The sequence below is a fragment of the Bradyrhizobium oropedii genome (genome assembly GCF_020889685.1).
Lineage (GTDB): Bacteria > Pseudomonadota > Alphaproteobacteria > Rhizobiales > Xanthobacteraceae > Bradyrhizobium > Bradyrhizobium oropedii.
Map to the genome: position 1 here is coordinate 1 of NZ_JACMYO010000009.1, position 22,880 is coordinate 22,880.

Here is a 22,880-nt window from a genome sequence, read left to right on the forward strand (position 1 = left end):
ACGCTTGTCGGACAGCTTCGCGATTGCCATGGGAATCCTCTCGATAATTGTTGCTTGTTAACAGGAAAGTAATTTAGCGAGGCCCGCTTGTCAAGGTTGCCAGGCTGGGCGGCACGTATTTCTCATCGCCCGTTCAGTGGCTGGGCCAAACAGCAATTCGGCCCAGGCATTGGCTTTTGGTCACGTGGGCAATTCTCGTCCCGTCCTATCTTGGGCGCAAGCAGCGCCGACAATGGTCAGAAGACCTGTCACGGCCACAATCAACACGACACCGTAGACGTGAGGAGGCCCGCCGGCCGACGCGAGCATCGCGCTCGCGATCAACGGCCCCAACCCCGAAATCGCCGCTCCGACCTGATAAGCGAGCGAGACGCCGGTGTACCGCGTGCGTGTGTCAAACAATTCAGCAAGGAAAGCTCCCATGGGTCCATACACCATCGAATGGCCGATCTCGAGCAGGACAAGCCAGACCAGCACGAGCGGTAGATCCCCTGCGTTCAGCGAACGAAACAACATGTATGTTGCCGGCACCACGATGATACTGCCTGTGATCGCAAGACTGCGGCGTCCCGTCTTATCCGAAAGCCAGCCGAAGAAAACGGTAAATCCCATCGCGAACAGACCGTTGATGAACTGGAAGAGCAGTATCGTGCTCATCGGCAAGTGCAGCATGGCTGCATAGGACGTCGCGAACGCGCCGTAGATCTGGAAGGATGCGGCACCGAGTGCGATGAATACCGCGAGGATCGTCGGCGTCAGATGGCGGCGGAACAAGTCGGTGATCGGCAGACGCTCGTGACCGGCCGCCTTGGCGTCTTGCTCGGCCTTCGCGAAGATCGGCGTCTCGGAAACGCCGAGCCGTACCCATAGTCCGATCAGAACAAGAACCCCCGACGCCAGGAAAGGTACACGCCAAGTCCACTCCTGGGTTTCCGGCGCAAGGCGCGTGATGCCGGCAAATATCAACGTACCGATGGCGATGCCGAGCCAGATGCCGAAATTGGTGAGGCTGCCCCAGAAGCCGCGATGCGTCTTGTTCATGTGCTCGACCAGCATCAGCAGCCCACCGCCCCACTCCGCCCCGGCACCAAGGCCCTGGGCGAGGCGGGCAAGGATCAGCAGGACCGGCGCCCAGTGCCCGATCTGGGCGTAGCCGGGCAGGATGCCGACAAGGAACGTGCTGACGCCCATGATGATCATGCTGGCGACGAGCACCTTCTTGCGCCCATAGCGATCACCGTAGTGGCCTCCTATGATGCCGCCGATCGGACGAACCAGGAAACCGCTCGCCAGAGTCCCGAACGATGCGATGACGCCGATTGTCGGACTCGCGTCAGCGAAGAATACATGGGCGAAATAGAGCCCTGCAGCGAGCCCATAAATATACACATCGAAGAATTCGATGGTGGTACCGAGCAACGTCGAAAGCACGAGACGCCAGGCCATCTTCGGCGACATCGGCGGCTGCGACAGGTCTACCGCAGGAGCATTTGATGCGTCGATCATCGTGGTTGCATCGGGCGCGTCAAAGGCGCTCTCTATCGTTCTCATCGTTTCCTTCCTCAAATTATGATTGTCTACGCTTCCGACGCGCGAGCGAGCATCCCGCCGGCGCGCCAGCACTCGAGCTCGAAAGCAGTGTCGAGCCGGCAGCGAGCCTCGACTGTGCGGTGCCCGCCCTGATCGTCAGTCAGTTGAACCTGAACGATCGTTCCGGCGCGCAACTCGCTCGAAGGCATGTCGAGCGACAGCGTCTCGCGCCCAGTGAGCGGTGGATCCGGCCGCTCGATCCACTGCAGAGGGAGAACACCGACGAGGGCGAGATTGGCGCGGTGAATGCGCTCGAAGCTCTCTGCAAGCACGGCCCGCACCCCCAGCGCACGTGTGCCTTTTGCCGCCCAATCGCGCGCTGAGCCCGTGCCATAAGCCTTGCCGGCAACGATCACCAAGGGTACCTGCGCCCCGGCATAGCGCTCGGCGGCGTCGAACAGCCTCATCACCTCGCCGCTGGGCTGATGTTGCGTCCATGCACCCCGCTGGTCCGCACAGAGAGCATTCTCGAGCGTCGGATTGGCGAAGGTACCACGGCGCATGACCTCGCCATTGCCGCGGCGCGCCCCGTAGCTGTTGAAGTCTCCGGGCTTCACGCCAAGCTTCAGAAGATACTGTCCCGCAGGGTCATCCGGCGAAATCCGGCCGACGGGAGAGATGTGATCGGTCGTCACGTTGTCCCCGAGAAGAAGCAGCGGCCTGCATGCCGGCAACACGGTTTCCCCTGGCGCATCGGCGTCGAACCGAGGCGGCGTCAGATAGGAGCTTCCCTCCTGCCAATGAAATAGCGGCGTGTCTTCCGACGGAAGGGCGAGCCAAGCCGGGCCGGCGACGAACGGCTCCTTGCCTCCCGCCGACAATCCGACCCGGCTCAATGCGGCTGCAACCTCTCCGGGTGTCGGCCAAAGATCGCCGAGAAACACCGGACCGTCCGGCGTGAGCGCGATCGGATCGCGTGAGAGGTCTCGCCGCATGGTGCCCGCCAGCGCGTAGGCCACCACCAGCGGCGGCGAAGCGAGATAGCTTGCTTTGACCAGCGGGTGGATGCGTCCAGAGAAATTCCGGTTGCCTGACAGAATCGCCGCGACGGTACGATTCGCAATCTCGGCGACGACGTTCGGCGCGAGATCACCGGAATTGCCGACACAGGTCATGCAACCATAGCCGGCCAGCCAAAAGCCCACTTCCTGCAGAGGGGCGAGGAGTCCGAGCTCATCGAGATACGCTGTGACCGCGCGCGACCCCGGCGAGAGCGACGCCTTGATGCGATCCGGCAAACGCAGGCCGCGCGCCAATGCCTTCTGCGCGAGCAGGCCTGCCGTGATCATTGCCACCGGATTGGCTGTGTTGGTGCAGCTCGTGATCGCTGCGATGACGATGTCGCCATCCTCGAGGCCGGAGTGCGTCGGACGGGGCCGCTGCGGTAGACTGAGCGCCACGTCGGGCAGATCCAGACGTTGGTGCGGCAGGCTGGGGCCGGCGACCGCGCGACGCAGCGTCGAGAGGTCAAAGATGATGACGCGTGAGAACGCGCGCGGGCGTTCGTCGGGCGCAGCCCACAATCCCAACTGCCGCGCGTAGCGCTCCACCCGATCCGCGGCAGCGTTGCGTCCGCTGTCTCGGAGGGCAGTGACGGTCCGGCGGTCGACCGGAAACAGCGATGCCGACGCCCCATATTCCGGCGTCATGTTGGCGATTGTCGCGCGATCGGGCGCCGACAGTTGAGCCACGCCCTCGCCGAAGAATTCCAGATATTGTCCGACCACGTCTTCCCGACGCAGACGCTCGGCCAATGCGAGCGCGATATCCGTGGCGAGAACGCCTTCCGGCGGAGATCCTTGCAGGCAAACGCCGGTGACGGCCGGCGCCGTCACCGAGAGCGGCAGCCCGAGCATCGCAGCCGTCGCTTCCAGCCCGCCGACGCCCCAGCCGAGCACTCCGAGGCCATTGATCATCGGAGTGTGGCTGTCAGTCCCAACAAGCGTTTCCGGAAAGATCCATTCGCCGTCGTCGACGATGACCTGCCCCAGCCGCTCAAGGTTGACCTGATGGACGATACCGTTGCCCGGCGGGACGACGCGCAGGCGCGGAAAAGCCGACTCCGCCCATTTGAGGAAGGTAAAGCGCTCGGCATTTTCCGCCAGCTCGTCGGCGAGATTTCGCTCGGCCGATCCCGGCCCCGTATGCGCGACACGGATCGAATGGTCGATCACTAGATCGGCCGGGCACGCGATGTCGATCGTCGCCGGGTTGCGCCCTACCCGCGCCGCAGCCTCGCGCAGTCCGGCGATGTCGAGAAGCGCAGGCAGTCCCGCATAGTCCTGCATCAACACGCGGTATGGCCGGAAACTCACCTCACCGCGACCGCCGAGCAACGCTTCGAGGTCGTTTGATCCACCGCCATGGCGCAACAGATTCTCGGCGAACACCAGCAATATGCGTGGCGCCTCGCTGAGCGCCGGATACCGCGCCGCCGCCGCTTCGAGGTCAACGACCTGTCGCTTGCCCGCCGAAGTATCGATCGTGCCGACGAAGTCTCCGCTTCTCGCCATCATCGCGACTCACCGGAGCGTGGTGACCGCATGGCTGCCGGCCAGACGGCCGAATACCGCTCCGCGCAACACCGACGTCGAACCCGTATAGACCTGGTGGTAGATGCCAACCGTCTCGCCGGCCGCATAAAGGCCGGGCATCACCCGTCCATCGGTGTCGAGCACCTGGGCGTTAGTGTTGACCTTGAGGCCGCCGAAAGTGAAGCAGTTTGCCGAAATGATCGGATAGGCGCGGAACGGCGCCTTGATCAGCGGCCGCGACCAGTTGGACTTGGCCGGCTCGAGGCCGACGATCTTGCGTCCGTCGAGAGCGAGCGGTGTGAACTCGCCTGCCGCTGGCGGGCATGCCGCATTGAAGGCGGCTACGGTCTGCTCAAGTGCGGCGGCTGGCAGTCCGAGTTGCTGTGCCAGTCCGGCAATCGTGTTGGCCTCCAAAGCCGGTTCGTCGGATCGGATGCTGGCGCGCCAGCGCGGTATCTCTTCGACCTGTGCGTCGAAAATCACCCAGGCGATCCCATCTGGCTGGTCCGCAATAGTCCGCGTGACGTTGTCGTAAGTGGCGTCAGCCGTCGCCGCCGCTTCGTCGATGAAACGGCTGCCCAGCTTGTTGACGAGGATACCGTAGGGCCAGATGAACACGACCGCTTCGGCCTGACGCGACCGCGGATCGACAGGCTCGGCGTGGTACGAACCATACTCACCGGCGGGAGCGGCCCCCGCAGCGAGCGCCATGCGCAGGCCTTCACCCTTATTGTAATAACCGCCGCGCGCCACCGGTCGGATATAGCGGGCCTTCGGCCCGATATAACGCGTCATCATCTCCTGATTGCCCTGGTAGCCGCCGGAGGCGAGCACTGTTGCACGCGCCTTGACCGACCGCCTCAAGCCGTCGGGTCCGACGACCGAAATGCCGGCGATCCGGCCATCTTCATCGCGGAGGAGATCGACAGCCGTCGTCTCGAAAAGCACGCTCGCACCGAGAGCCTTGGCCTCTTGCATCAACCGCTCAATGAGCGCGAGGCCCCCGCCCTTTGCAGCAATTCGCGACGTATTCTGGGTAAGGAGATAGATCGGCTGGGGCTCAAAACGCAGACCGAAGCTGTTGAGCCAAGCGACAGTGCTCGGAACATTTGCGGCAAAGGTCGTGATCACTTCAGGATCGGGGAAGGGATGTGCCTTCACATAACTCGGCCAGTCGGTATAGCCGTCGGCCGCGGCCGACAGTACGTTCGGATCGATGTTCCAGCCCGCGTTGGCCGCGAAGTGTTCCTCGAAATCATCGGAGATCTCGCGTTCATTCTTCATGCGGCAATAGGCTTCGGTCCAGCGGCTGTTGCCACCGAAATCCGGCTCAGGCGCTCGTTCGATCAGCGTGACGGAGAGCCCGCCCTGCAGTGCAGAAACCGCGGTGCTCAGCCCGGCTATCCCACAACCGACGACGACAACGTCGCTTTCATTGTGCTCCGGTACGTTATTCATGACATTTTCTCCCGCTGATTTTTCTCGGTTTCCGTTGGATCGACGGCGACGACGCCCCGCGCGAGGAGATCCGTGACCTCGGCTTCCTTGAAGCCAAGGTCACGCAAGACCTCGCGGGTGTCGCTGCCCATATTTGGAGGATTGCGGCGCAGGCCCGGCTTCGAATGAGCCAGCGACACAGGCAAACGCGGCAGGCGCGTTGCGATGTTTCCCGGCAGCCGCGTCGGCAACAGGAATTCGGTGTCACGGAGATGTGGATCGTCGAAGAGGTCTTCAGGATGCGCGATGGGTGCGAAGGGAATGCGCGCCTTACTGCAGATCTCGACCGCCTGGTCCATTGAGAGGGACGCGAAATAATCGCGGATGATAGGCACCAGGCGCGGCCGGGCTGCGATCCTGTCATTGTTGGCGGCGAGGCCCGTATCTCGCGCCAGATCGTCTCGCCCCGTCACCGCGCAGAAGCGCTGCCAGTGGCTATCGGTCGTGATCCCCACAAAGATCTGTCGTCCATCGTTGACAGGAAACGTCTCATAGATGGCCCAGGCCGAGACACGTTCGGGCATCGGCGGGATCGGCTCGCTATTCTGCGCCGAATAACAGAGATGCTGGCCCATCAGGAAGGCGGCCGTTTCGAACAATGCGCTCTCGACGAGTTGCCCCTTGCCGGTCGCGTCCCGTATGCGCAGCGCCGCGAGGATGGCGATCACTGCGAACATGCCCCCCGTGATGTCGATGATCGAGGTGCCGGCCCGCAATGGGCGTCCGCTGGGGCCGGTCATGTAAGCGAGCCCCGACATCATCTGCACGACTTCGTCGAGCGCCAGCCGCTCTTCGTAGGGACCAGTCAGAAAACCCTTGAGGCTTGCATAGATCAGCCGCGGGTTCAGTTCTGCTACGACCGGATAGCCGAGACCTAGGCGCTCCATCGTGCCAGGACCGAAATTTTCGATCAGCACATCCGAATCGGCAAGCAGGCGTTTCGTGATCTCCAGCCCTTCCGGCGTCTTGAGATCGACCGCAAAACTGCGCTTGTTACGATTGTAGAAGCCGAAATAGCCGGTGCCGAACCCCTTCAGCCGACGCGTGGGATCGCCGTTGGGTGCCGGTTCGATCCGCAAGACATCGGCACCGAGGTCGCCGAGGATCAGGCCGCAGGATGGCCCCATGACGGTGTGCCCGAAATCGAGCACGCGAAGACCCGCGAGCGGTTCCGCAGCGGACGCGTTCATCGGTTGGCCTCCTCGATGTGACGTAACGCTTCGCCCTCATAGCGATAGGAAACGCTCGGCGGCATCGGTCCCTTAATCCGGCCACCCTGCTCGTGCTGTTCCCAGGCGTGGGCGAGAATCCCGACGCTGCGCGACAGCACGAAGAGGCCGCGCGCCAGCGGCGATGGCAGGCCCAACTCGCCATAGATGACGGCTGTCGCACCATCGATGTTCATCGGCACGGTCTTGCCCTTGATTTGCGCGAGCGCGGCTTCGACGGCCTCGCCGATCTGCTTGAAACGCCCGGTGACGCCGTCCGAGCCGGCGACTTCGGCGACGAGAGCGAGCAGCCGACCGGCGCGAGGGTCGATGCCGTGGAAACGATGGCCGAAGCCCGGAATATGCTCCCCGGCATCGAGACGGCGCTCGATTTCCTGCCGCGAAGCTTCGCTCAACGATACGCCCGAGGCGGTCAGTACTGCTATCGCCTCGTAGAGCTCGAGGCATTGCTGGCCGGCGCCACCATGAACGTCGCCCAGCGCATTGATGGCCGAAGCCATCGCATTGTTGATCCCGAGACCGCAGGTCATCGCCATTCGGGCGATGGCGATCGAAGGCGCCTGCGGACCATGATCAACGGCTGCGACGAGTGCTGCTTGCAGCAACGACGCCTGCTTCGGCGACGGCAACTCACCGCGCAGCATCAGCCAAATCATCTCACAGAAGCCAATTCGTCCGATCAATTCCTCGATCGGGTAGCCCCGCATGCGTATCTGGCCGGGCGCGATGGAGATGATGTCCGTGCGCCACCAGGCAGCCAACTTGTCCGCGTCGATGTCAGATCTCTTGCTCATCGGGATGCTCAACCAAGAACGAAGGGATTGGCGCGATTCGGCCGCGTGGTGATCCACACGCTCTTTGCCTGGAGATACTCTTTGATGGCCTCGGTCCCGCCCTCGCGACCGAGACCGCTGTGCTTGTAGCCACCGAACGGCGTGGTAAAGGAGGTGGCGCGGTAGTTGTTCACCCAGACCGTTCCAGCCTCGAGCTGATCAACGCTGTCGAGCGCCCGCTGCAGGTTCTGCGTCCAGACAGCGGCGGCAAGTCCATATTCGACGTCGTTGGCAATGCGAATCGCCTCGGCATCGTCCTTGAACTTCAGGATGCACAGCACTGGGCCGAACACTTCCTCTTGGGCAATCCGCATGCTGTTGCTGACATTGGTGAAGATGGTCGGGGCGACGAATTGTCCCTGACCGAATTCGGGACCCTCGAGCGGATGACCGCCGAGCACGCAGGTCGCGCCCTCCGCCTTCGCCATCTCGATCATCCGCAGGACTTTCTCCCACTGCGCACGCGTGGCGATCGGACCGATCTGGGTCTCCATTCGCGAGGGATCGCCGATCTTCGCCTCGCGCACTGCGACGACGAGCTTCTCCACGAAGGCATCGTGGATCGACTCCTGCAGAAGAAGCCGGGAGCCAGCCATGCAGGTCTGCCCCGAAGCTCCGAAGACGCCGGAAATCGCGCCTTTCACGGCCTGATCGAGATCGGCGTCATCGAAGACGATGTTGGGAGACTTGCCGCCCAGTTCGAGCGTGACCGATTTGAAATCGGCCGCGGCCGCAAGATTTACGGCACGTCCACCTGCGGCGCCTCCAGTAAAAGCGACCTTGGCAACACGAGGATGTGTCACCAAGGGCTCCCCCACTTCGGGGCCGTAGCCCGTCACGACATTGACAACGCCGGCGGGAAAGCCCGCTTCGAGCGCCAACCTTCCTAGCTCCAGAAGGGAGGCGGAGGTAAACTCGCTCGGCTTGATGACGATGGTGTTGCCAGCCGCAAGCGCCGGCGCCATCTTCCAGGTCGTCAATGCAAGCGGCGAATTCCATGGTGTGATCGCAGCGACGACGCCGAGCGGCTCGTATTTGACATAGTTGAAAACGCCCGCCTTGTTGATCGGCACGACCGCGCCTTCGATCTTGTCGGCGAGCCCGGCATAATAGTGAAACCACTGCGCGACGTTTCGCACTTGGCCGCTCACCTCGGCGATGAGCTTGCCGTTGTCGCGCTGCTCAATCGTGCCGAGCAACTCCACATTGTGTTCGATCAGGTCGGCCAGCTTGCGCAACAGCGCGCCGCGAGCGGTTCCGGTCAGTTTCGCCCAAGCCGGAGCTTTGAAGGCCCGATAGGCCGCATCCACAGCCCTGTCGGCATCCGTCCTTTCGCCACGCGGGATCAGCGCCCAAGGTCTTCCCGAAAAGGGTTCGGCCGTCTCAAACCACTGACTGGAAGACGGATCGCACCAGCGGCCATCGATGAGCATTTGATATTTTTGCATCGTTATCCTGGAGCTTAATTATCTTGCTTGCTAACAACAAAGTAACTTGCCATTGTGCTGCCGTCAATATCCTTGCCGTCGACCCGGTAGGAGGAGTTCGCGTAGCATTGAGTGACGTTCATCTGGCTCGCGAATCGCCGGCCTGACCGTTTTTGCTCATCGAAGAGATTGGCAATTTCGATATGCCGTCCGACCCAGGCATGCCTACCCTCGACCAATTGAGGGTGTTTCTCACTGTCGTCGAAGCCGGAAGCTTCGCCGCTGCGGCCAGGAAGCTCAATCGCGCGACGTCCGTCGTCAGCTACGCCATCGCCAATCTCGAGTCCCAATTGGGAGTCTCGCTGTTCGACCGCGAATCGACGCGCAAGCCCCAATTGACCCAAGCCGGAGTTACGGTGCTGGCGGAAGCACGCACCGTAACCGATAGCACCGACAAGCTGCGTGCCAAGGTGAAAGGCCTGCTCCAGGGCCTAGAGGCGGAAGTACACATTGTTCTCAATGTCATGCTGCCGACCGAACGCGTGGTCGACGCGCTGACCGCCTTCAGCGCCAGGTTTCCGACGGTCGCGCTCCGTTTGCACATCGAGGCGTTGGGCGGCGTCATGCAGCTGGTCGTGGACCGCACGGCGATCGTCGGCATTTCCGGGCTACTCCCCGGTATCGAGGGCATGGCGGGCATCGGGCGCGTCTATGTCGGCGACGTCAAACTGCTTCCTGTCGCGGCTGTGCATCATCCGCTGGCGGTGGCGAAGAAGAACAAGCCCGGTGCAGCGCGCGATCATGTGCAGCTGGTCCTGAGTGACCGCTCACAGCTCACCAAATCGAAGGATTTTGGCGTGGTCGGCCTCTCGACCTGGCGCCTGGCCGATCTGGGGTCGAAGCACTCGCTGCTGAAAGCTGGTATTGGTTGGGGCTATATGCCGAGACCCATGGTACGCGAGGATCTCGATTCCGGGCGACTGGTCCGCCTCAATTTGCCGGACGCCCAAGAGGGTTCTTATCGTCTTGAGGCGGTCTACCGCACCGACGCTCCGCCCGGCCCCGCGGCATCCTCGACGCTCATCTTCATCCGTTAAATCGACGCCCTAGCGTCGTTACGAGCAATCCCAGGCGTCTAGGCTCCATGAAGCCCCATTGCGCGAGCGACTCATCGATTCGGTCCAATCAAAAACTGATGAGCCTTCAGGCAGACCACCCCAACGAATTCGGCGCGCCAAACGCGTTCCGCACGCAGCGCGAGCAGCGTGGCCGCTGGTCGCCCTCGCAAAATCCATCCTCCGAACCCACAGCCAAAACCCACGGTTTGGGCAGCGATTAGGGTACATCGCGGACTAGCGGCAACAGCCTTTGTCTCGCTGCTCGTTGTTCTTGATGTCGATTCAACGATGAGAAAGAGAAGAAACAGCGTAGTGGCGGAGGAAGCCTCCTCCGAACCCACGATCAAAAAATGCAGTTCGCCGGGTCCTAGCTAATTGATTTTGCTGTTGATTCGGAAAATCGGATGCAGTGAGTACAATGGGGTGGCGGAGAGAGTGTCAGTCAATCCCATTGATTTACCAGCTGTTTTCATTTCCGGCGCGTGGGAACCTACGGTCCAGACTACTAGATATTAGAGCCTCATCCCGCGTACGCCAAAGCCCGGCCTAGGGGTCTTGCTAATCGCCGAGCCGCGAGCGTGGATAGAGTAATTGGCGCCTGTGCTGGATACGAGGCTTGTACCGATGCTGCTTGTGGTGGCAGTCACTCCGCCGTGAGCACTTGCCGTCGCAAGGGCAACCCAAGTCGCCCCCATACATCGACCAGCGCTTCAGCCAGCGCGTCGATCAGTGCGTCATCATGGTAGGGCGTCGGCGTGATGCGCAGCCGCTCCGTGCCTCGCGGGACAGTCGGATAGTTGATCGGCTGCACATAGATGCCGTGCTCGGCGAGCAGGAGATCGCTCGCCTTTTTGCACGTCTCCGCTTCACCCATCATGACCGGCACGATATGCGTCTTGCTGGGCATGACCGGCAGGCCCACCGCATTGAGCACGGCCTTGACCCGCGCCGCGCGTTCCTGGTGGCGATCGCGCTCCCATTGCGACGCCTTGAGATGTCGGATCGCCGCGGTCGCGGCGGCGCAAACCGCCGGCGGCAGTGCGGTGGTGAAAATGAAGCCCGGCGCGTAGGAGCGCACCGCATCGATGATATTGGCATTTGCCGCGATGTAGCCGCCGAGACCGCCGAAGGCCTTCGCAAGCGTCCCCTCAACCACGTCAATGCGGTGCAAGGCCCCTTCCCGCGCAGCGATACCGGCGCCGCGCGGTCCATACACGCCGGCCGAATGGACCTCGTCGATATAGGTCATGGCGCCATAGCGCTCCGCGAGCTCGCAGATTTGATTCACCTGCGCGATGTCGCCATCCATCGAGTAGAGAGCTTCGAATATGATCAGCTTCGGCCGCTCCGGGGCCTCCGCTGCCAGCAATTCCTGGAGATGACCGACGTCATTGTGGCGCCAGATCTTCTTGTCCACGCCCGCACGCCTTCGATCATCGAATTGTGGTTCCAGGCGTCTGACAGGATCACGCAATCAGGAAGCAGCCCGGCGATGGTAGGGATGCCGGTTTCGTTGGATACGTAGCCCGAGGTGAAGACCAGCGCCGCTTTCTTGCCGTGGAGGTCAGCGAGTTCGCGCTCCAACTCGACCAGCGGATGGTTGGTGCCGGAAATATTGCGCGTGCCACCGGCCCCCGCGCCCATCCGCGTCGCCGTTTCAACCATCGCGCCGATCACCTTGGGATGCTGGCCCATGCCCAGGTAGTCGTTCGAGCACCAGACGACGACGGGGCGTGGGCCGTCCGGGGAATGCCATGTTGCGTGCGGGAAACGTCCGGCGATGCGCTCAAGATCGGCAAACACCCGATAGCGCCGTTCGGCGTGCAGATGGGCAAGCGCCGCTGAAAAGAAATCATCATAAGCCATCGCAGATCTCCGCCCGGTTTGTACTCACCGATCGAGACTTCGCCGATCCAGAGAGCCGCCAGGCCCGTCCGATACGGCGCTGGCGCCCGTCAGGCCCCGAAACGAGCGGCCGGTCCTCGGGAGGGGAAAGGACCGGCCGCAAGGGAGCCGCGGCGGAGGGACCAGGCGCCGGGCGCCGAGCACTTGCAAGGGAACCAGCCTCCGAGAGGCAAACTGATATCCGACGAGGGATGCCGGGCGAGTGAAGCAGTCCAAATCTCGGCAGATCGTGGCTAATACGTATCGCAGCACATCGAGCACATTCGACCAGGGCGAGACTGCCGGAGCAATCCAGCAAAGGCGAAGTAACTGATGTCGACCGACACCCTCATCAATTCGACTTGCCGAGCACGAAGGTGAAGGGCACGACGAAGAGCTCATCGCCCTGATCGTTGTTGACATGCATGACCCAGTCTCGCCAATCCTCAAGAGTGCGCTCGTTGGTGAAGGATTGCACCAGGTGGGTCGCATGCTCGCGCGCCTCGGCAATATCGTTCACCACGGCGCCGTGTTGATCGAGGAAAACCTTCTTCGTGTTGGAACAGTGGAAATACACCTGGGTCATGTTCAACCTCGTGCAGTCGGGTGGGTGGCGGCGAGATCCGAGCCTTGCTGGCGCCCTCGACGACGCGGAACGAAGGACGGAAACAGTGGTCCATTCTAGCCGGCAATCGTTTGCTGCCGAATGTGCCCGAAGCTCCCGACGCCGACGCGGTGCTTCAGTTGGACGATCTACAGTTGGCGCGATAGCTCATGAGCGACCCTGCCCATCAGCTCATGCACTCCACTCTGGTTCAGCGCTGGCGGCGGATCGAGCCAATGCCTTAGCCGCATCGATGCGCGAAGCCTTCTCGGCTCGCCGCTCGTAGTCGTCGGCAAGGGCCTTGAGCTGGGCCGCAACCACTCGGTCGGTCATGGTTTGGGCGGTGCGAAACAAAGTCTCTGCTGTCTTCAGATATTGCCTGCCTCGTTGTGAGATATGGAGCGTCATGAGGCCCTCGCATGATTTTCAAGTGAATGATCGAAGGCGATTCGGAGCCAGCCCATCCAATTGCGGTCACTTTGGCGGCGAGCCTTGAGACGATCGACGCATTTCTGGGAGCAAAGCTGGGTTCGCCAGGAATAATGCCGGACGAGACCAAATTTTCCATCGCAGACTGCGCATCGCGTGCCCTTGTCAGAGCAGTGACTTTCCGTGCGGTAAGACATTGTTCTCTCCCTTTTGGCCCCCCGCGCTGGTCGGACAAGTGCAGACTAGGAGCATTGGCACAAGCAGCTCAATTGAGCGGCGGTAGAGATCGGGCATCCAAAGGAAGCACGAGGCGATACGAAAGCTTATGGCACCGGCCACCTCCTTACAGAGATCGTCGGGCACGACCTCGCTCTCCGCGGCACGAATCCACCTAGGCCGCCACGCGAGTCCGGCGATCCACGTGACTGCGTTTCTGAACGATGCTGACGGGGCTCGCGAGCTGAACTGCGATTACTTCAATCAGGAACAGAAACTCGTAGGAGATCGCGCTTTGGCGTCCCAAATCGCTCCCGATGCATTCCCTCGAAACCGTTGGGACTCCTCGACCCGCTCCCGCACTAGAAAGTTACTTTGGGTCAAGTTCATCAAGGGGCGGCTGCTGTGGGCCTCGCGCTGCGGCCGACAGAGCTCCTGATCTTCGGTAATGCAAAGGTGGACACACACCATTGATGCAGGCGAACCAGACGATCGGGATGGACCTGCCGCTGAAGACACTGGTCTGGCGGGACGCGTCGGGCGTCACGTGGCTGTCTTACAACGATCCTGCATTTATTGCGGCCCGCCACAGCGTAGACGGTGCAGACGATACGACGGTCAACGCCATGGCTGTCGCAGCGAAAGCGATCGCAAGTAAGGCCACAACTCCAACGGGACCCTCCCCCGCCAATTGTTAAGGCGACTTCTCATGCTCACGAATCAGCACGCCCTCCCATTCGAGGAAGGGTGACCGCCGCCAGGAGCGAGGTACCGTTGCAAACTTCAGCGGAGTCCGCGCGTCCCTTCGATGCACGAGCCCACGAACTCATCGGCGCATTCGCGGCATTGGTCCTGAGCGCACAGGCTCGGTTGCGATGGTTGCGCGTCCAACCGCCGGACCTCGAGAAAGTGCGACAGACCCTCAGCAGTATCGCTGCCGATGGCAAGCAAGCATGCGAACTCGTGGTTCGGCTTCGATCGGTCGTGAACTCAGACTCCCGAACGGCGCACGGAAGCTTCTGATCGATGGGTCGAAATTGTTCCCGGGTGGCTGCAAGCAATCACCGACCCTGCGAACGCCGCAAAGCAAAAGAAAGTCGAATATCGAGCCTCGGACAACGCGGACCAATGATCGACTTATTGACTTAAAGATCCTGCTCGAGCCGACAAGCCTGGCTGAAATCATGGAGCAGGTCGATGGTGTGATCGTTGACCATGGCCCGTAATTCGATGAAGCTCTTGTCGGGCCTTGCATAGGCGGCGAGGATCCTCTGCGCGACATCCTCGGCCGTTTCTACGATCTCGGATGAACACAAGGCGCGCATCCGCGAGATATTGGAATAGACCTGAACCACACCGGGAACGTCCGGCCTGTCGTGCTGGAGTGCATGCATATAGCATTTGGCGGCGACTTCGATGAAGTCGCGGTAGAGATCCTGGCGGCGTAGCGCCTGACTTGAGACCCATCGGATCTGCGCCACGTTACGCTGTGTAAACCAGGCCGCCGCCGCCGAGGTCAAGCCTCCGATCGCAGCTCCGGCCAATGCCGCGAAACCTGAAATAATCGACGCATCCATCGTTCGGCACATCATTTCGAGTATCTCACGGCGTTGGCCGTACAGCAACCTTCGCTGACGTGGAGACCGATGGCGCCGCCAGCATTCTTCGCTGCTCCCTCGGAGCAACAACCAGGGGCACCATCATTCGTAGGTCGCTTCTGTCACTCTTCCGTGGAACAGCCGGTAGACAATGAGCGTGTAGGCCAGCGTGAGTGGCATCACGAAGAGTCCGGCTCCCCAGAACATGAATGCCAGGCTCTCTTTCGGCGAGGCCGCTTGGTCGACGGTAAGCGCGAACGGAATCATGTACGGCCAGAACGAGCAGGCCAAGGTGCCAAACGCCGCCATAAAGATCAGCGCTACGAATCTGAATGGAGCGAGATCGTTGCGGCGTTGCACTGCCTTCAGCAGACCAATTGCAGATACCGCGCCGATCAGAGGAAATAGCACGAGATAGGGACGCTCGAACCAGCGGTCCATCAGGCTGAGATGCATGGCGACCGCCAGAACAAACGCGGTGACCAGAAAGGCAAGCACGCCGACGGTCAGCACGGGGAGCAATTGGTAGGCGCGCTCCCGCAGCGGCCCCTCGCACTTCCTCACCAGCCAGCTGGCGCCGAGCAGACTGTAGCCGAGCACGAGCCCAAGGCCGCAGAGCGCTGCGAAGGGGCTAAACCAGCCAAACGTCCCGCCGATATAATGACCATCCTTCATCGGCAGGCCCTCGACAAGAGCGCCAACTGTCATCCCCTGAATGAAGGTTGCGATCAGTGATCCACCCGCAAAACCGATGTCCCAGATCCAGCGAAAGCGGGTCTGCGCCTTGTAGCGAAACTCAAACGCGACGCCGCGCAGGATCAGGGCGCAGAGCATCAACACCAGCGGCAGATAGAACGCAGACAAGAGCGCGGCATAAACGGCAGGAAACGCACCGAACAGAACCGTGCCGGTGACGACGAGCCAGGTCTCGTTGCCGTCCCAGACCGGCGAGATGGCGGCGAGCATCTTACGCCGACCGGGTTCGTCCGCGAAGGCAAACAGGATGCCTACACCAAGGTCGAAGCCGTCCAGCAGCACATAAAGCAGCATTGCCACTGCAAGCAGGCCTGCCCAAAACAGGATCATGTTACACTCCCTTCCACGATTTTCCGAACAGGGCTGCCGCCCGCAACGGCCAGCGGACGCTTCGGATTGAGAGGAAGGACGGGCTTGGACTCGACGGGGCCTGCTCTCAAGAGGCGATAGACGTAAAGCGTTCCGAAGCTGAAGATGACGAGATAGACAACGACGAAGATGATCAAGGACACCGTCACCGCCTCGACGGTGAGAGCCGGCGTGACGGCGTCGGCTGTGCGAAGCGCACCGTAGACACTCCAGGGCTGACGGCCTACTTCGGCGGTAAACCATCCCGTCAGGGTGGCAACGAACGGCAGCGGAAAGCTCAGAAACGTCCCCCACAGCAACACCGTCTCCCCTCTCCTACGATCAGTCAAAAGATAGATTGAACCAAGCCACGCCAACGCCATCATCAAAAGGCCGCAGCCGACCATGACCCGGAAGGCAAAGAACGGGACCAAGACGGGTGGCCGGTCTTGCCTCGGAAAGCTGTTCAGCCCGACCTCCTTCGAATTGAACCGCATCGAGGCGATGAGGCTGCCGAGATACGGGATCTTCAGCTCGAAATGGTTCTGCTCCCTAGCCTCATCGGGAATGGCGATGAGGACTTCGCCTGCGGGCTGCTCGTCATGCCAGCGGCCTTCGATCGCCGCGAACTTGGCGGGTTGCCGCTCGTGAACGTAATCGCCGTTAAGGTGACCGAAAAAAAGCTGGACCGGAACGAGGAGTGCCGCAAGGAACAGGCCCATGCGCAGCATCACCAGGGCTTCCGCCGCAAATTTGCTGTTCAGACGATACCAGGCGCCGGTCGCAGCGACGCAGAAAGCACCCGTCAGATAGGCGGCGATCAGCATGTGGGGAAAGCGGACCCATACGACCGGACTGAAGATAATTGCCTTCCAATCAATCGGAACGAAAACGCCGTTCTCCACCGCGTAGCCAACGGGAGCCTGCATCCAGCTATTGTTGACCATGATCCAGAAGGCGCTGAAAGTGGTGCCGAGCGCTACCATCGTGGTAGAAAACAAATAGACCAGTGGCGTTACGCGGCTTCGCCCGAAAATCATCACGCCGAAGAAAGACGCTTCCAACGCAAAAGCGGTGAACGTCTCATAGGTCAACAACGGCCCCTGAATCGGCCCCGTCACCTCCGACAACCGGCTCCAGTTCATGCCGAATTCAAATGCGAGGACGATCCCGGAGACGACGCCCAGTCCAAACGCCACACCGAATATCTTGAGCCAGAATTCGAACAGGCGACGATAGACCGGCTTGCCGGTGACCAGGTGACAGGCTTCGAGCACCGTGAGCCAGGCCGCAAGACCGATCGAGAACGATGGAAAGATGATGTGAAACGAGACCGTGAAGGCGAACTGCAACCGGGACAATAGAAGAGCGGTCCATTCCATCGCGTCACTCCTTTCTGTAACCCTTCAGCGCGTCAGATTGACCTTTGCGAGATCGATGAGCTGACTCGCCCGACCATCGAGCACCGCCTTCATCATGAACATGCCGAAATGGTAGGCCTGATCGAGCGTCGTCTTGGGCGGCATGGCGAGTTCCTGCCTCGCGCTCACCACGTCGACCAGAACCGGCCCCTTGTGCGTCAGCGCGGTCTCAAGCGCTGCTCTCAACTCCTGCGGTCTTTCGACCCGGATGCCGCGAACTCCCATGGCCTCGGCCATCAAGGCAAAGTTCGGGTTCTTGAGATCGCAGCCGGTATCCAGGAAACCGCTTGCCTTCATTTCCATTTCGACGAAGCCGAGCGTCCCGTTGTTGAGAACGATGACCTTTACCGGCAGGCCCATCTGCGTCAGCGTGATGAAGTCTCCCATCATCATGCTGAAGCCGCCGTCGCCGGACATCGAGATCACCTGGCGCTGAGGATAGGCCGCTTGCGCACCGATCGCCTGCAGCATGCCATTGGCCATCGATCCATGGTTGAATGAGCCGATGATGCGGCGCCTGCCATTGACCTTCAAATAGCGCGCCGTCCAGATGATCGGTGTTCCCACATCGCAGGTGAACACCGCATCGTCTGCGGCCAGTTCGCTCACCAGCCGCATCACGTATTGAGGGTGAATGATCGTGCTGTTTGGGCCGCTTTCGGCCAGCGCATCGAGATCCTTGCGCGCCTTTTTGTAGTCGGCCAGAGCGTCGTCGAGATGGCTCGAGTCCGTCTTCTCCTTGATCGCCGGCAACACGGCCTCGAGGGTGTCCTTGACCGTGCCGAGCAAGCCGAGATGAATTGAGCAGCGGTTGCCGAGCGCTTCGGGCCGCACATCTATTTGCGCTATTTTCGCACGCTCAGGGTAGAACGCCCTGTAAGGAAAGTCCGTACCCAGCAACAACAGGGCGTCGCAATTCTTCATGGCCCCGTAGCCGGACGCAAATCCCACAAGCCCGGTCATGCCGACGTCATAGGGATTGTCGTATTCGACGAATTCCTTGCCCCGGAAAGCGTGCACGATCGGCGCTTTCAGTTTGCGGGCAAGCTCGATGAGCTGGGGATGCGCGCCTGCGCAACCCGCGCCGCAAAACAGTGTCACCCGGGATGACTGATTGAGAAGATCGGCCAGACGCTCGACATCTGTTACGCTTGGACGCAGGACGGGCACCGTGGGCACCATCCACTCCGGAACGCCAGCGTCCAGACCCATCAACGCGACATCGCCCGGCAGGACCACCACGGCAACACCACGTTTCGCGACGGCGACCCGGATGGCACGCTTGAGAATCTGCGGAAGCAGCTTCGGATTTGAGACGAGCTCGACGTAGTGGCTGCAATCCTTGAACAGGCTTTCAGGGTGGGTGGCCTGGAAGTAGTCGATACCGATCTCGCTACTCGGGATATGAGCAGCGATCGCCAGGACCGGCACGCCGTTGCGCTGGCAGTCGAACAGGCCGTTGATCAGGTGAAGATTACCGGGACCGCAGCTTCCGGCACAGACCGCCAGGCTCCCAGTGAGATGGGCTTCGGCGCCCGCAGCGAACGCTGCGGCCTCTTCGTGACGCATATGGACCCAGTCAATTGACTTCCTCCGCCGCATCACATCGGTGAGGCCATTGAGCGAGTCACCCACGACGCCGTAGACTCGCTTGACACCGGTCTTCTCAAGCGCTTCGACAAGAAATTCTGCGGCTGTCCTGCTCATGTCATAAAACCCTTCATCTTGCTTCGATTGGATTTCGCTGCACTACGGGAACAATCCGCCCCTGGGAGCAGCGCATCTCGGCGGCTCTGGTACAGTCGCGAGCTGCGCTGGCTGGTGAGACAGGACCCAGAACCATTGGTGCTGGACGCGAAGGTGGTCCTGGCCAGCTGCTGCCCGGTTATTCAGCGGCGGCGAGTTTTTGCGAGGCGACCGTCTCCGCTCGTTTGGTACGCAGTTCGATGAGGCCAAGCAAAATCTCGTCTCGCTCCGCCTGTCGCGCTCGATGACGGCTTTGTTCTCGTGGCCTGAAACACAGCCATTGTGAGTCCTCCATTCCACTTACGCGGGCTCGATCAGCGTCGGTAGGGCTGGCCGAAGCTGCAGATCCTTGCGCTGCTGCGGGCCACGCGGGCCGTAGTCCAGCTCGGCACCCTTGTTGCTGCTGCCAATGATCGCGGCGGGAGCGTCGTGGGGGTCCATGATCGATTCGACGAAAATCATCGTGTCGTTCGGTGTCGCGAGGACGTTTTGCAGGTCCCCGACGGTCTGGACGACGAATGAGCGCGCCGACGTATCAGGACGAAACACCTTCGGCAGATCCGCGTAGCTCCAGTTGGCGATGTCGTTGTAGGGCTCGGTCTTGCCGATATAGCCGCGTTCGATCGTGTACCCGCCGTTGTTGATCAGGAAGATCACCGGCTTGTGGTCATGGTGCAGAATGGTCGACAGCTCCTGCGCCGTGACCTGAAACGAACCGTCGCCGAGGAACAGCAGGTGACGACGGTGTGGCGCTGCGGTCAGCGCGCCGAGCAAGGCTCCGACCGAGTAGCCGATCGAGCCCCAGTTGATTGATCCGACGAAGGTGCAATCCGTCGGAAGCTTTAGGCCCAGGAGAGCGAAAGACGTGCCATTGTCGACATACAGAACGTCGCCGGGTCGGAGATAGCTCTGGATGGCTTGCCAGTATGCAGCCTGAGTCAGCTTGGCGAAGCCATCGGGCTGCGTGCTCGCCACGACCGGCGCAACGACATGACGTTGGGTGCGCTTGCTGTCGATCGGAACCGCGTCAATGACGCCGCGAAGGACTGCCTTGAGCGTCACCGCCTGATAGTTTTCATCGGCCACATCCACTGAATGGCCGCGAGCGTGGATTGCGTCGCTGGGCAGCGAGGCCGTGAAGTCGCCAGTGGTGACCTCGATCGGCCGGTAGCCGACGGAGAGCAGGCAGTCGCTGCTCTCGACTACGTCGCGTACGTGCGGCTCGCTTGCCTTGCCGCCATAGATGCCGAGGTAATGCGGGAACGTCTCGTCGATCACGGATTTGGCTGCGTTGATCACCGCCACCGGAGCGTGCAGCTTTGCTGCAAGTTCCATGAGCTCGGATGCGACGCCGAACCGGTCCGCGTCAGCGTCCACAAGGATCGCCGGGGAGGTAGCGGCGGACAGTCTCGCCGCGACGGCGGCGATGCACGAACGCAACCGTTCCCGGTCGCTCGGCGGTTCGGCGAGCACGAGCGGATCTGCCGGAGCCTCAATCTCCAGGTATGCGATGTCGGAAGGCAGCTCCATGTACACCGGACGCTTTTCCCGCCATGCGGTGAGGATCAGCCGATCGATCTCCGTGGTCGCGTTTCGGGGAGTGATCCGGGCCCGCGCGACGGTTACTCGTGCGTAGGCGTCAAGAAAGTGATCAAACGATCCGTCGGCCATGGTATGGTGCATTCCCAAGCCACGGTCGATGGACCTGAGCGGGATCGATCCGCAGATGCAGATGACCGGAACGTGCTCGCTGTATGAGCCACCAACACCGTTGATCGCACTCAAGGCACCGACGCCGTTCGTTACCAGGAGCGCACCCAGACCGTTCAGCCGTGCATAGCCGTCGGCCGCATAGGACGCGACCAGCTCGCCGGTCGTGCCGATCCATTTCACCGTCCCGGTATCGTGAAGTTGCTGCAACAGCGTCAGGTTGTAGTCACCGGGGACGCCGAACAGATGTCGGATGCCGGCCTCCTCGAGACGGCGAAGCAGGAAGTCGCCGATTGTCATTCGCTGGCCGGGTCTGGGGTTGCTGGACATTGTGTTGTTCCGCTCTGTTTCCAAGGCTCGGGATATCGACGGAAGCCTGCGCACGAAGCTCTGCTGAAGCGAACTCCGTTCTTCTCCGCCGCTTGCGTTGGCTCCTAGCTAAACCGGGTGCGCTGTCATCGCGAGTGAAGTTCGGCTAATCGTGCCCAATCGCGGCTAACGGGCAGACAATTCCGAGATAACGAAGTCATCGTAGCGCATCCGTTCATGCGCAAGCTGGAGGCGATCCGGTCACACTTCAAGTGTGGATGCCTTGTCGGATCTCAGCCGTTCGGCATCCGCGGCGGCTCGGGAATCAGGCGCGAGCTACGCTGGCCGGTGAAATACGACCAGAGCCACTGGCGCTGTACACGAAGGCGGTTCTGCAGTTGCGGGAGGGAGAGGATGTGAACGATCGCCCACACCAGGAATGTCAGGAAGCCGCTTGTGCGCAACCAACCTCGCTCCAGCACCGCGTAGTTCTTGCCGACGACGGCCATGTTGCCCCTGTCGAAATAGCGAAACGGTCGTCTGAGCTCTCGGCCCTTCAGCTCCTTCGCGATCAACCGTCCGACATAGCGCCCTTGCTGAATTGCGGCCTGCGCCACGCCCGGCACTGCACGCCCGTCTTGCATCACCGACGCTGCGTCGCCGACGACAAACACTCCAGGGGCGTTTGCCACCTTGAGGAACGGGTCAACCAGTGCCCGCCCCGCGTGGTCGGTCTTTGGACCCAGCATCTTTGCAAGTGGCGATGCAGCGACCCCGGCCGTCCAAAGCACTGTAGCGCTTGGGATCCTGCTTCCGCCAGCGACTACGCCCTGCTCGTCGACCGTCTCAACCTTGACGCCGGTCAAGACCTTCACGCCGAGCTCTTCCAGATGCTTGGTCACCCTGCGGGACAGCCGCTCAGCGAAGGCCGGCAGCACCCGCTCGCCCGCATCAAGTAAAATGATGCTCGCCTTTGCCGGATCGATGCGACGAAAGTTGCCGCGCAGCGTGACCTTGGCCATTTGCGCCAGAGACGCTGCAAGTTCGACGCCGGTGGGGCCTGCGCCGACCAGCACAAAGGTCATCTGGCGCGTGCGCTCGCTTTCGTCCTCAGTCGTTGCCGCCAGCTCAAACGCGCTCAGGATTTTGGTGCGGATTGTTTCAGCGTCGCTGAGGCTCTTGAGCCCTGGTGCAAACTGCGCAAATTCGTCGTGCCCGAAGTAGCTCGGGCGCATGCCGGTCGCAACCACCAGATAGTCGAATGCGATCTTGCGGACGCCCACGCCGGGGGCGAACGCCTCAATCGTGCGGGAAGCGATGTCAACGCCAGTGACCTCCGCCAGGACGACGCTGGCGTTTCGCTGCTTCGCCTCGAGCTGACGGATCGGCGCGGCGATCTCCGCAGGCGAGAGCACCGCCGTCGCCACCTGGTAGAGGAGCGGCTGAAATATGTGGTGGTTGCGTCGATCGATCACCAAGACGTCGGCATCGGCGTGCCGCAGCGCGCGTGCCGCCGCAAGTCCCGCGAAACCGCCGCCGACAATCACGACGCGCTTGCGTTCCGATGGCGGCGCTTCGCCGAAAGCCATTCGCTGCTCTGGCAGATTATTCACCAAGATAGCGCTCATGAT

At 61.5% G+C, this 22,880-nt stretch carries 16 protein-coding genes and 1 pseudogene; 2 read left to right on the plus strand and 15 right to left on the minus strand.

Annotated elements, in window-relative coordinates:
* Nucleotides 1–180 precede the first annotated feature (180 nt).
* The 6 genes from H8A95_RS04520 to H8A95_RS04545 are packed head-to-tail and all read right to left on the minus strand — an operon-like array spanning nucleotide 181 to nucleotide 9,131.
* Nucleotides 181–1,623, minus strand: a complete 1,443-nt coding sequence (locus H8A95_RS04520; RefSeq protein ID WP_229182104.1) for an MFS transporter — start codon at nucleotides 1,621–1,623, stop codon at nucleotides 181–183.
* Complete coding sequence (acnA, locus tag H8A95_RS04525) at nucleotides 1,578–4,106, minus strand: aconitate hydratase AcnA (RefSeq protein WP_229182105.1); 2,529 nt, start codon at nucleotides 4,104–4,106, stop codon at nucleotides 1,578–1,580. The genes H8A95_RS04520 and acnA overlap by 46 nt, the downstream gene beginning before the upstream one ends.
* 6 nt (nucleotides 4,107–4,112) lie before the next feature.
* Complete coding sequence (locus tag H8A95_RS04530) at nucleotides 4,113–5,582, minus strand: FAD-dependent oxidoreductase (protein ID WP_229182106.1); 1,470 nt, start codon at nucleotides 5,580–5,582, stop codon at nucleotides 4,113–4,115.
* The gene (locus H8A95_RS04535; RefSeq protein ID WP_229182107.1) at nucleotides 5,579–6,811 is read right to left on the minus strand and encodes a CaiB/BaiF CoA transferase family protein; all 1,233 of its coding nucleotides are present in this window, start codon (nucleotides 6,809–6,811) and stop codon (nucleotides 5,579–5,581) included. Before H8A95_RS04535 ends, H8A95_RS04530 begins: the two co-directional genes overlap by 4 nt.
* A complete protein-coding gene (locus H8A95_RS04540; RefSeq protein ID WP_229182169.1) occupies nucleotides 6,808–7,644 on the minus strand; it encodes a citryl-CoA lyase in 837 nt (278 codons plus the stop codon). Before H8A95_RS04540 ends, H8A95_RS04535 begins: the two co-directional genes overlap by 4 nt.
* Nucleotides 7,645–7,652: 8 nt before the next feature.
* Complete coding sequence (locus tag H8A95_RS04545; protein WP_229182108.1) at nucleotides 7,653–9,131, minus strand: aldehyde dehydrogenase; 1,479 nt, start codon at nucleotides 9,129–9,131, stop codon at nucleotides 7,653–7,655.
* A 182-nt stretch (nucleotides 9,132–9,313) separates the two neighbouring features.
* Between H8A95_RS04545 and H8A95_RS04550 the strand changes: the two genes are divergently transcribed.
* The gene (locus H8A95_RS04550) at nucleotides 9,314–10,207 is read left to right on the plus strand and encodes a LysR family transcriptional regulator (protein ID WP_229182170.1); all 894 of its coding nucleotides are present in this window, start codon (nucleotides 9,314–9,316) and stop codon (nucleotides 10,205–10,207) included.
* A 664-nt stretch (nucleotides 10,208–10,871) separates the two neighbouring features.
* Here the strand turns inward: H8A95_RS04550 and hemA are convergent.
* The 3 genes and pseudogenes from hemA to H8A95_RS04565 form a co-directional block, all read right to left on the minus strand.
* Nucleotides 10,872–12,094, minus strand: a pseudogene (hemA, locus tag H8A95_RS04555) (5-aminolevulinate synthase).
* Nucleotides 12,095–12,464: 370 nt separating this feature from the next.
* Complete coding sequence (locus tag H8A95_RS04560) at nucleotides 12,465–12,698, minus strand: DUF6894 family protein (protein WP_229182109.1); 234 nt, start codon at nucleotides 12,696–12,698, stop codon at nucleotides 12,465–12,467.
* A 210-nt stretch (nucleotides 12,699–12,908) separates the two neighbouring features.
* Nucleotides 12,909–13,124, minus strand: coding sequence for a hypothetical protein (locus H8A95_RS04565; protein ID WP_229182110.1), 216 nt, complete (start codon nucleotides 13,122–13,124; stop codon nucleotides 12,909–12,911).
* A gap of 734 nt (nucleotides 13,125–13,858) precedes the next feature.
* Here H8A95_RS04565 and H8A95_RS04570 point away from each other — a divergent pair.
* Complete coding sequence (locus tag H8A95_RS04570; RefSeq protein ID WP_420839334.1) at nucleotides 13,859–14,059, plus strand: DUF302 domain-containing protein; 201 nt, start codon at nucleotides 13,859–13,861, stop codon at nucleotides 14,057–14,059.
* A 447-nt stretch (nucleotides 14,060–14,506) separates the two neighbouring features.
* On the opposite strand, the gene H8A95_RS04575 is transcribed toward H8A95_RS04570, so the two are convergent.
* From H8A95_RS04575 to H8A95_RS04600, 6 genes are all read right to left on the minus strand, one after another.
* Nucleotides 14,507–14,938, minus strand: a complete 432-nt coding sequence (locus tag H8A95_RS04575) for a hypothetical protein (protein ID WP_229182111.1) — start codon at nucleotides 14,936–14,938, stop codon at nucleotides 14,507–14,509.
* 123 nt (nucleotides 14,939–15,061) lie between these two features.
* The gene (gene cydB / locus H8A95_RS04580) at nucleotides 15,062–16,045 is read right to left on the minus strand and encodes a cytochrome d ubiquinol oxidase subunit II (protein ID WP_229182112.1); all 984 of its coding nucleotides are present in this window, start codon (nucleotides 16,043–16,045) and stop codon (nucleotides 15,062–15,064) included.
* On the minus strand, nucleotides 16,042–17,445 hold the full coding sequence (locus H8A95_RS04585; RefSeq protein WP_229182113.1) for a cytochrome ubiquinol oxidase subunit I: 1,404 nt from the start codon (nucleotides 17,443–17,445) through the stop codon (nucleotides 16,042–16,044). The genes cydB and H8A95_RS04585 overlap by 4 nt, the downstream gene beginning before the upstream one ends.
* A gap of 24 nt (nucleotides 17,446–17,469) precedes the next feature.
* Nucleotides 17,470–19,191 (minus strand): ubiquinone-dependent pyruvate dehydrogenase, encoded by a 1,722-nt coding sequence (poxB, locus tag H8A95_RS04590; protein ID WP_229182114.1) that lies wholly within the window; start codon nucleotides 19,189–19,191, stop codon nucleotides 17,470–17,472.
* 339 nt (nucleotides 19,192–19,530) lie between these two features.
* The gene (locus tag H8A95_RS04595; protein WP_229182115.1) at nucleotides 19,531–21,270 is read right to left on the minus strand and encodes an alpha-keto acid decarboxylase family protein; all 1,740 of its coding nucleotides are present in this window, start codon (nucleotides 21,268–21,270) and stop codon (nucleotides 19,531–19,533) included.
* A 272-nt stretch (nucleotides 21,271–21,542) separates the two neighbouring features.
* Nucleotides 21,543–22,877, minus strand: a complete 1,335-nt coding sequence (locus H8A95_RS04600) for an NAD(P)/FAD-dependent oxidoreductase (RefSeq protein ID WP_229182116.1) — start codon at nucleotides 22,875–22,877, stop codon at nucleotides 21,543–21,545.
* Nucleotides 22,878–22,880: the final 3 nt, after the last annotated feature.

What these genes read in the sequence shown, in the direction of transcription:
- acnA (WP_229182105.1), bottom strand. Translation starts at nt 4,106, where the DNA reads ATGATGGCGAGAAGCGGAGACTTCGTCGGCACGATCGATACTTCGGCG.
- H8A95_RS04530 (WP_229182106.1), bottom strand. Translation starts at nt 5,582, where the DNA reads ATGAATAACGTACCGGAGCACAATGAAAGCGACGTTGTCGTCGTCGGT.
- H8A95_RS04535 (WP_229182107.1), bottom strand. Translation starts at nt 6,811, where the DNA reads ATGAACGCGTCCGCTGCGGAACCGCTCGCGGGTCTTCGCGTGCTCGAT.
- H8A95_RS04540 (WP_229182169.1), bottom strand. Translation starts at nt 7,644, where the DNA reads ATGAGCAAGAGATCTGACATCGACGCGGACAAGTTGGCTGCCTGGTGG.
- H8A95_RS04545 (WP_229182108.1), bottom strand. Translation starts at nt 9,131, where the DNA reads ATGCAAAAATATCAAATGCTCATCGATGGCCGCTGGTGCGATCCGTCT.
- H8A95_RS04550 (WP_229182170.1), top strand. Translation starts at nt 9,314, where the DNA reads ATGCCGTCCGACCCAGGCATGCCTACCCTCGACCAATTGAGGGTGTTT.
- H8A95_RS04560 (WP_229182109.1), bottom strand. Translation starts at nt 12,698, where the DNA reads ATGACCCAGGTGTATTTCCACTGTTCCAACACGAAGAAGGTTTTCCTC.
- H8A95_RS04565 (WP_229182110.1), bottom strand. Translation starts at nt 13,124, where the DNA reads ATGACGCTCCATATCTCACAACGAGGCAGGCAATATCTGAAGACAGCA.
- H8A95_RS04570 (WP_420839334.1), top strand. Translation starts at nt 13,859, where the DNA reads ATGGACCTGCCGCTGAAGACACTGGTCTGGCGGGACGCGTCGGGCGTC.
- H8A95_RS04575 (WP_229182111.1), bottom strand. Translation starts at nt 14,938, where the DNA reads ATGGATGCGTCGATTATTTCAGGTTTCGCGGCATTGGCCGGAGCTGCG.
- cydB (WP_229182112.1), bottom strand. Translation starts at nt 16,045, where the DNA reads ATGATCCTGTTTTGGGCAGGCCTGCTTGCAGTGGCAATGCTGCTTTAT.
- H8A95_RS04585 (WP_229182113.1), bottom strand. Translation starts at nt 17,445, where the DNA reads ATGGAATGGACCGCTCTTCTATTGTCCCGGTTGCAGTTCGCCTTCACG.
- poxB (WP_229182114.1), bottom strand. Translation starts at nt 19,191, where the DNA reads ATGAGCAGGACAGCCGCAGAATTTCTTGTCGAAGCGCTTGAGAAGACC.
- H8A95_RS04595 (WP_229182115.1), bottom strand. Translation starts at nt 21,270, where the DNA reads ATGTCCAGCAACCCCAGACCCGGCCAGCGAATGACAATCGGCGACTTC.
- H8A95_RS04600 (WP_229182116.1), bottom strand. Translation starts at nt 22,877, where the DNA reads ATGAGCGCTATCTTGGTGAATAATCTGCCAGAGCAGCGAATGGCTTTC.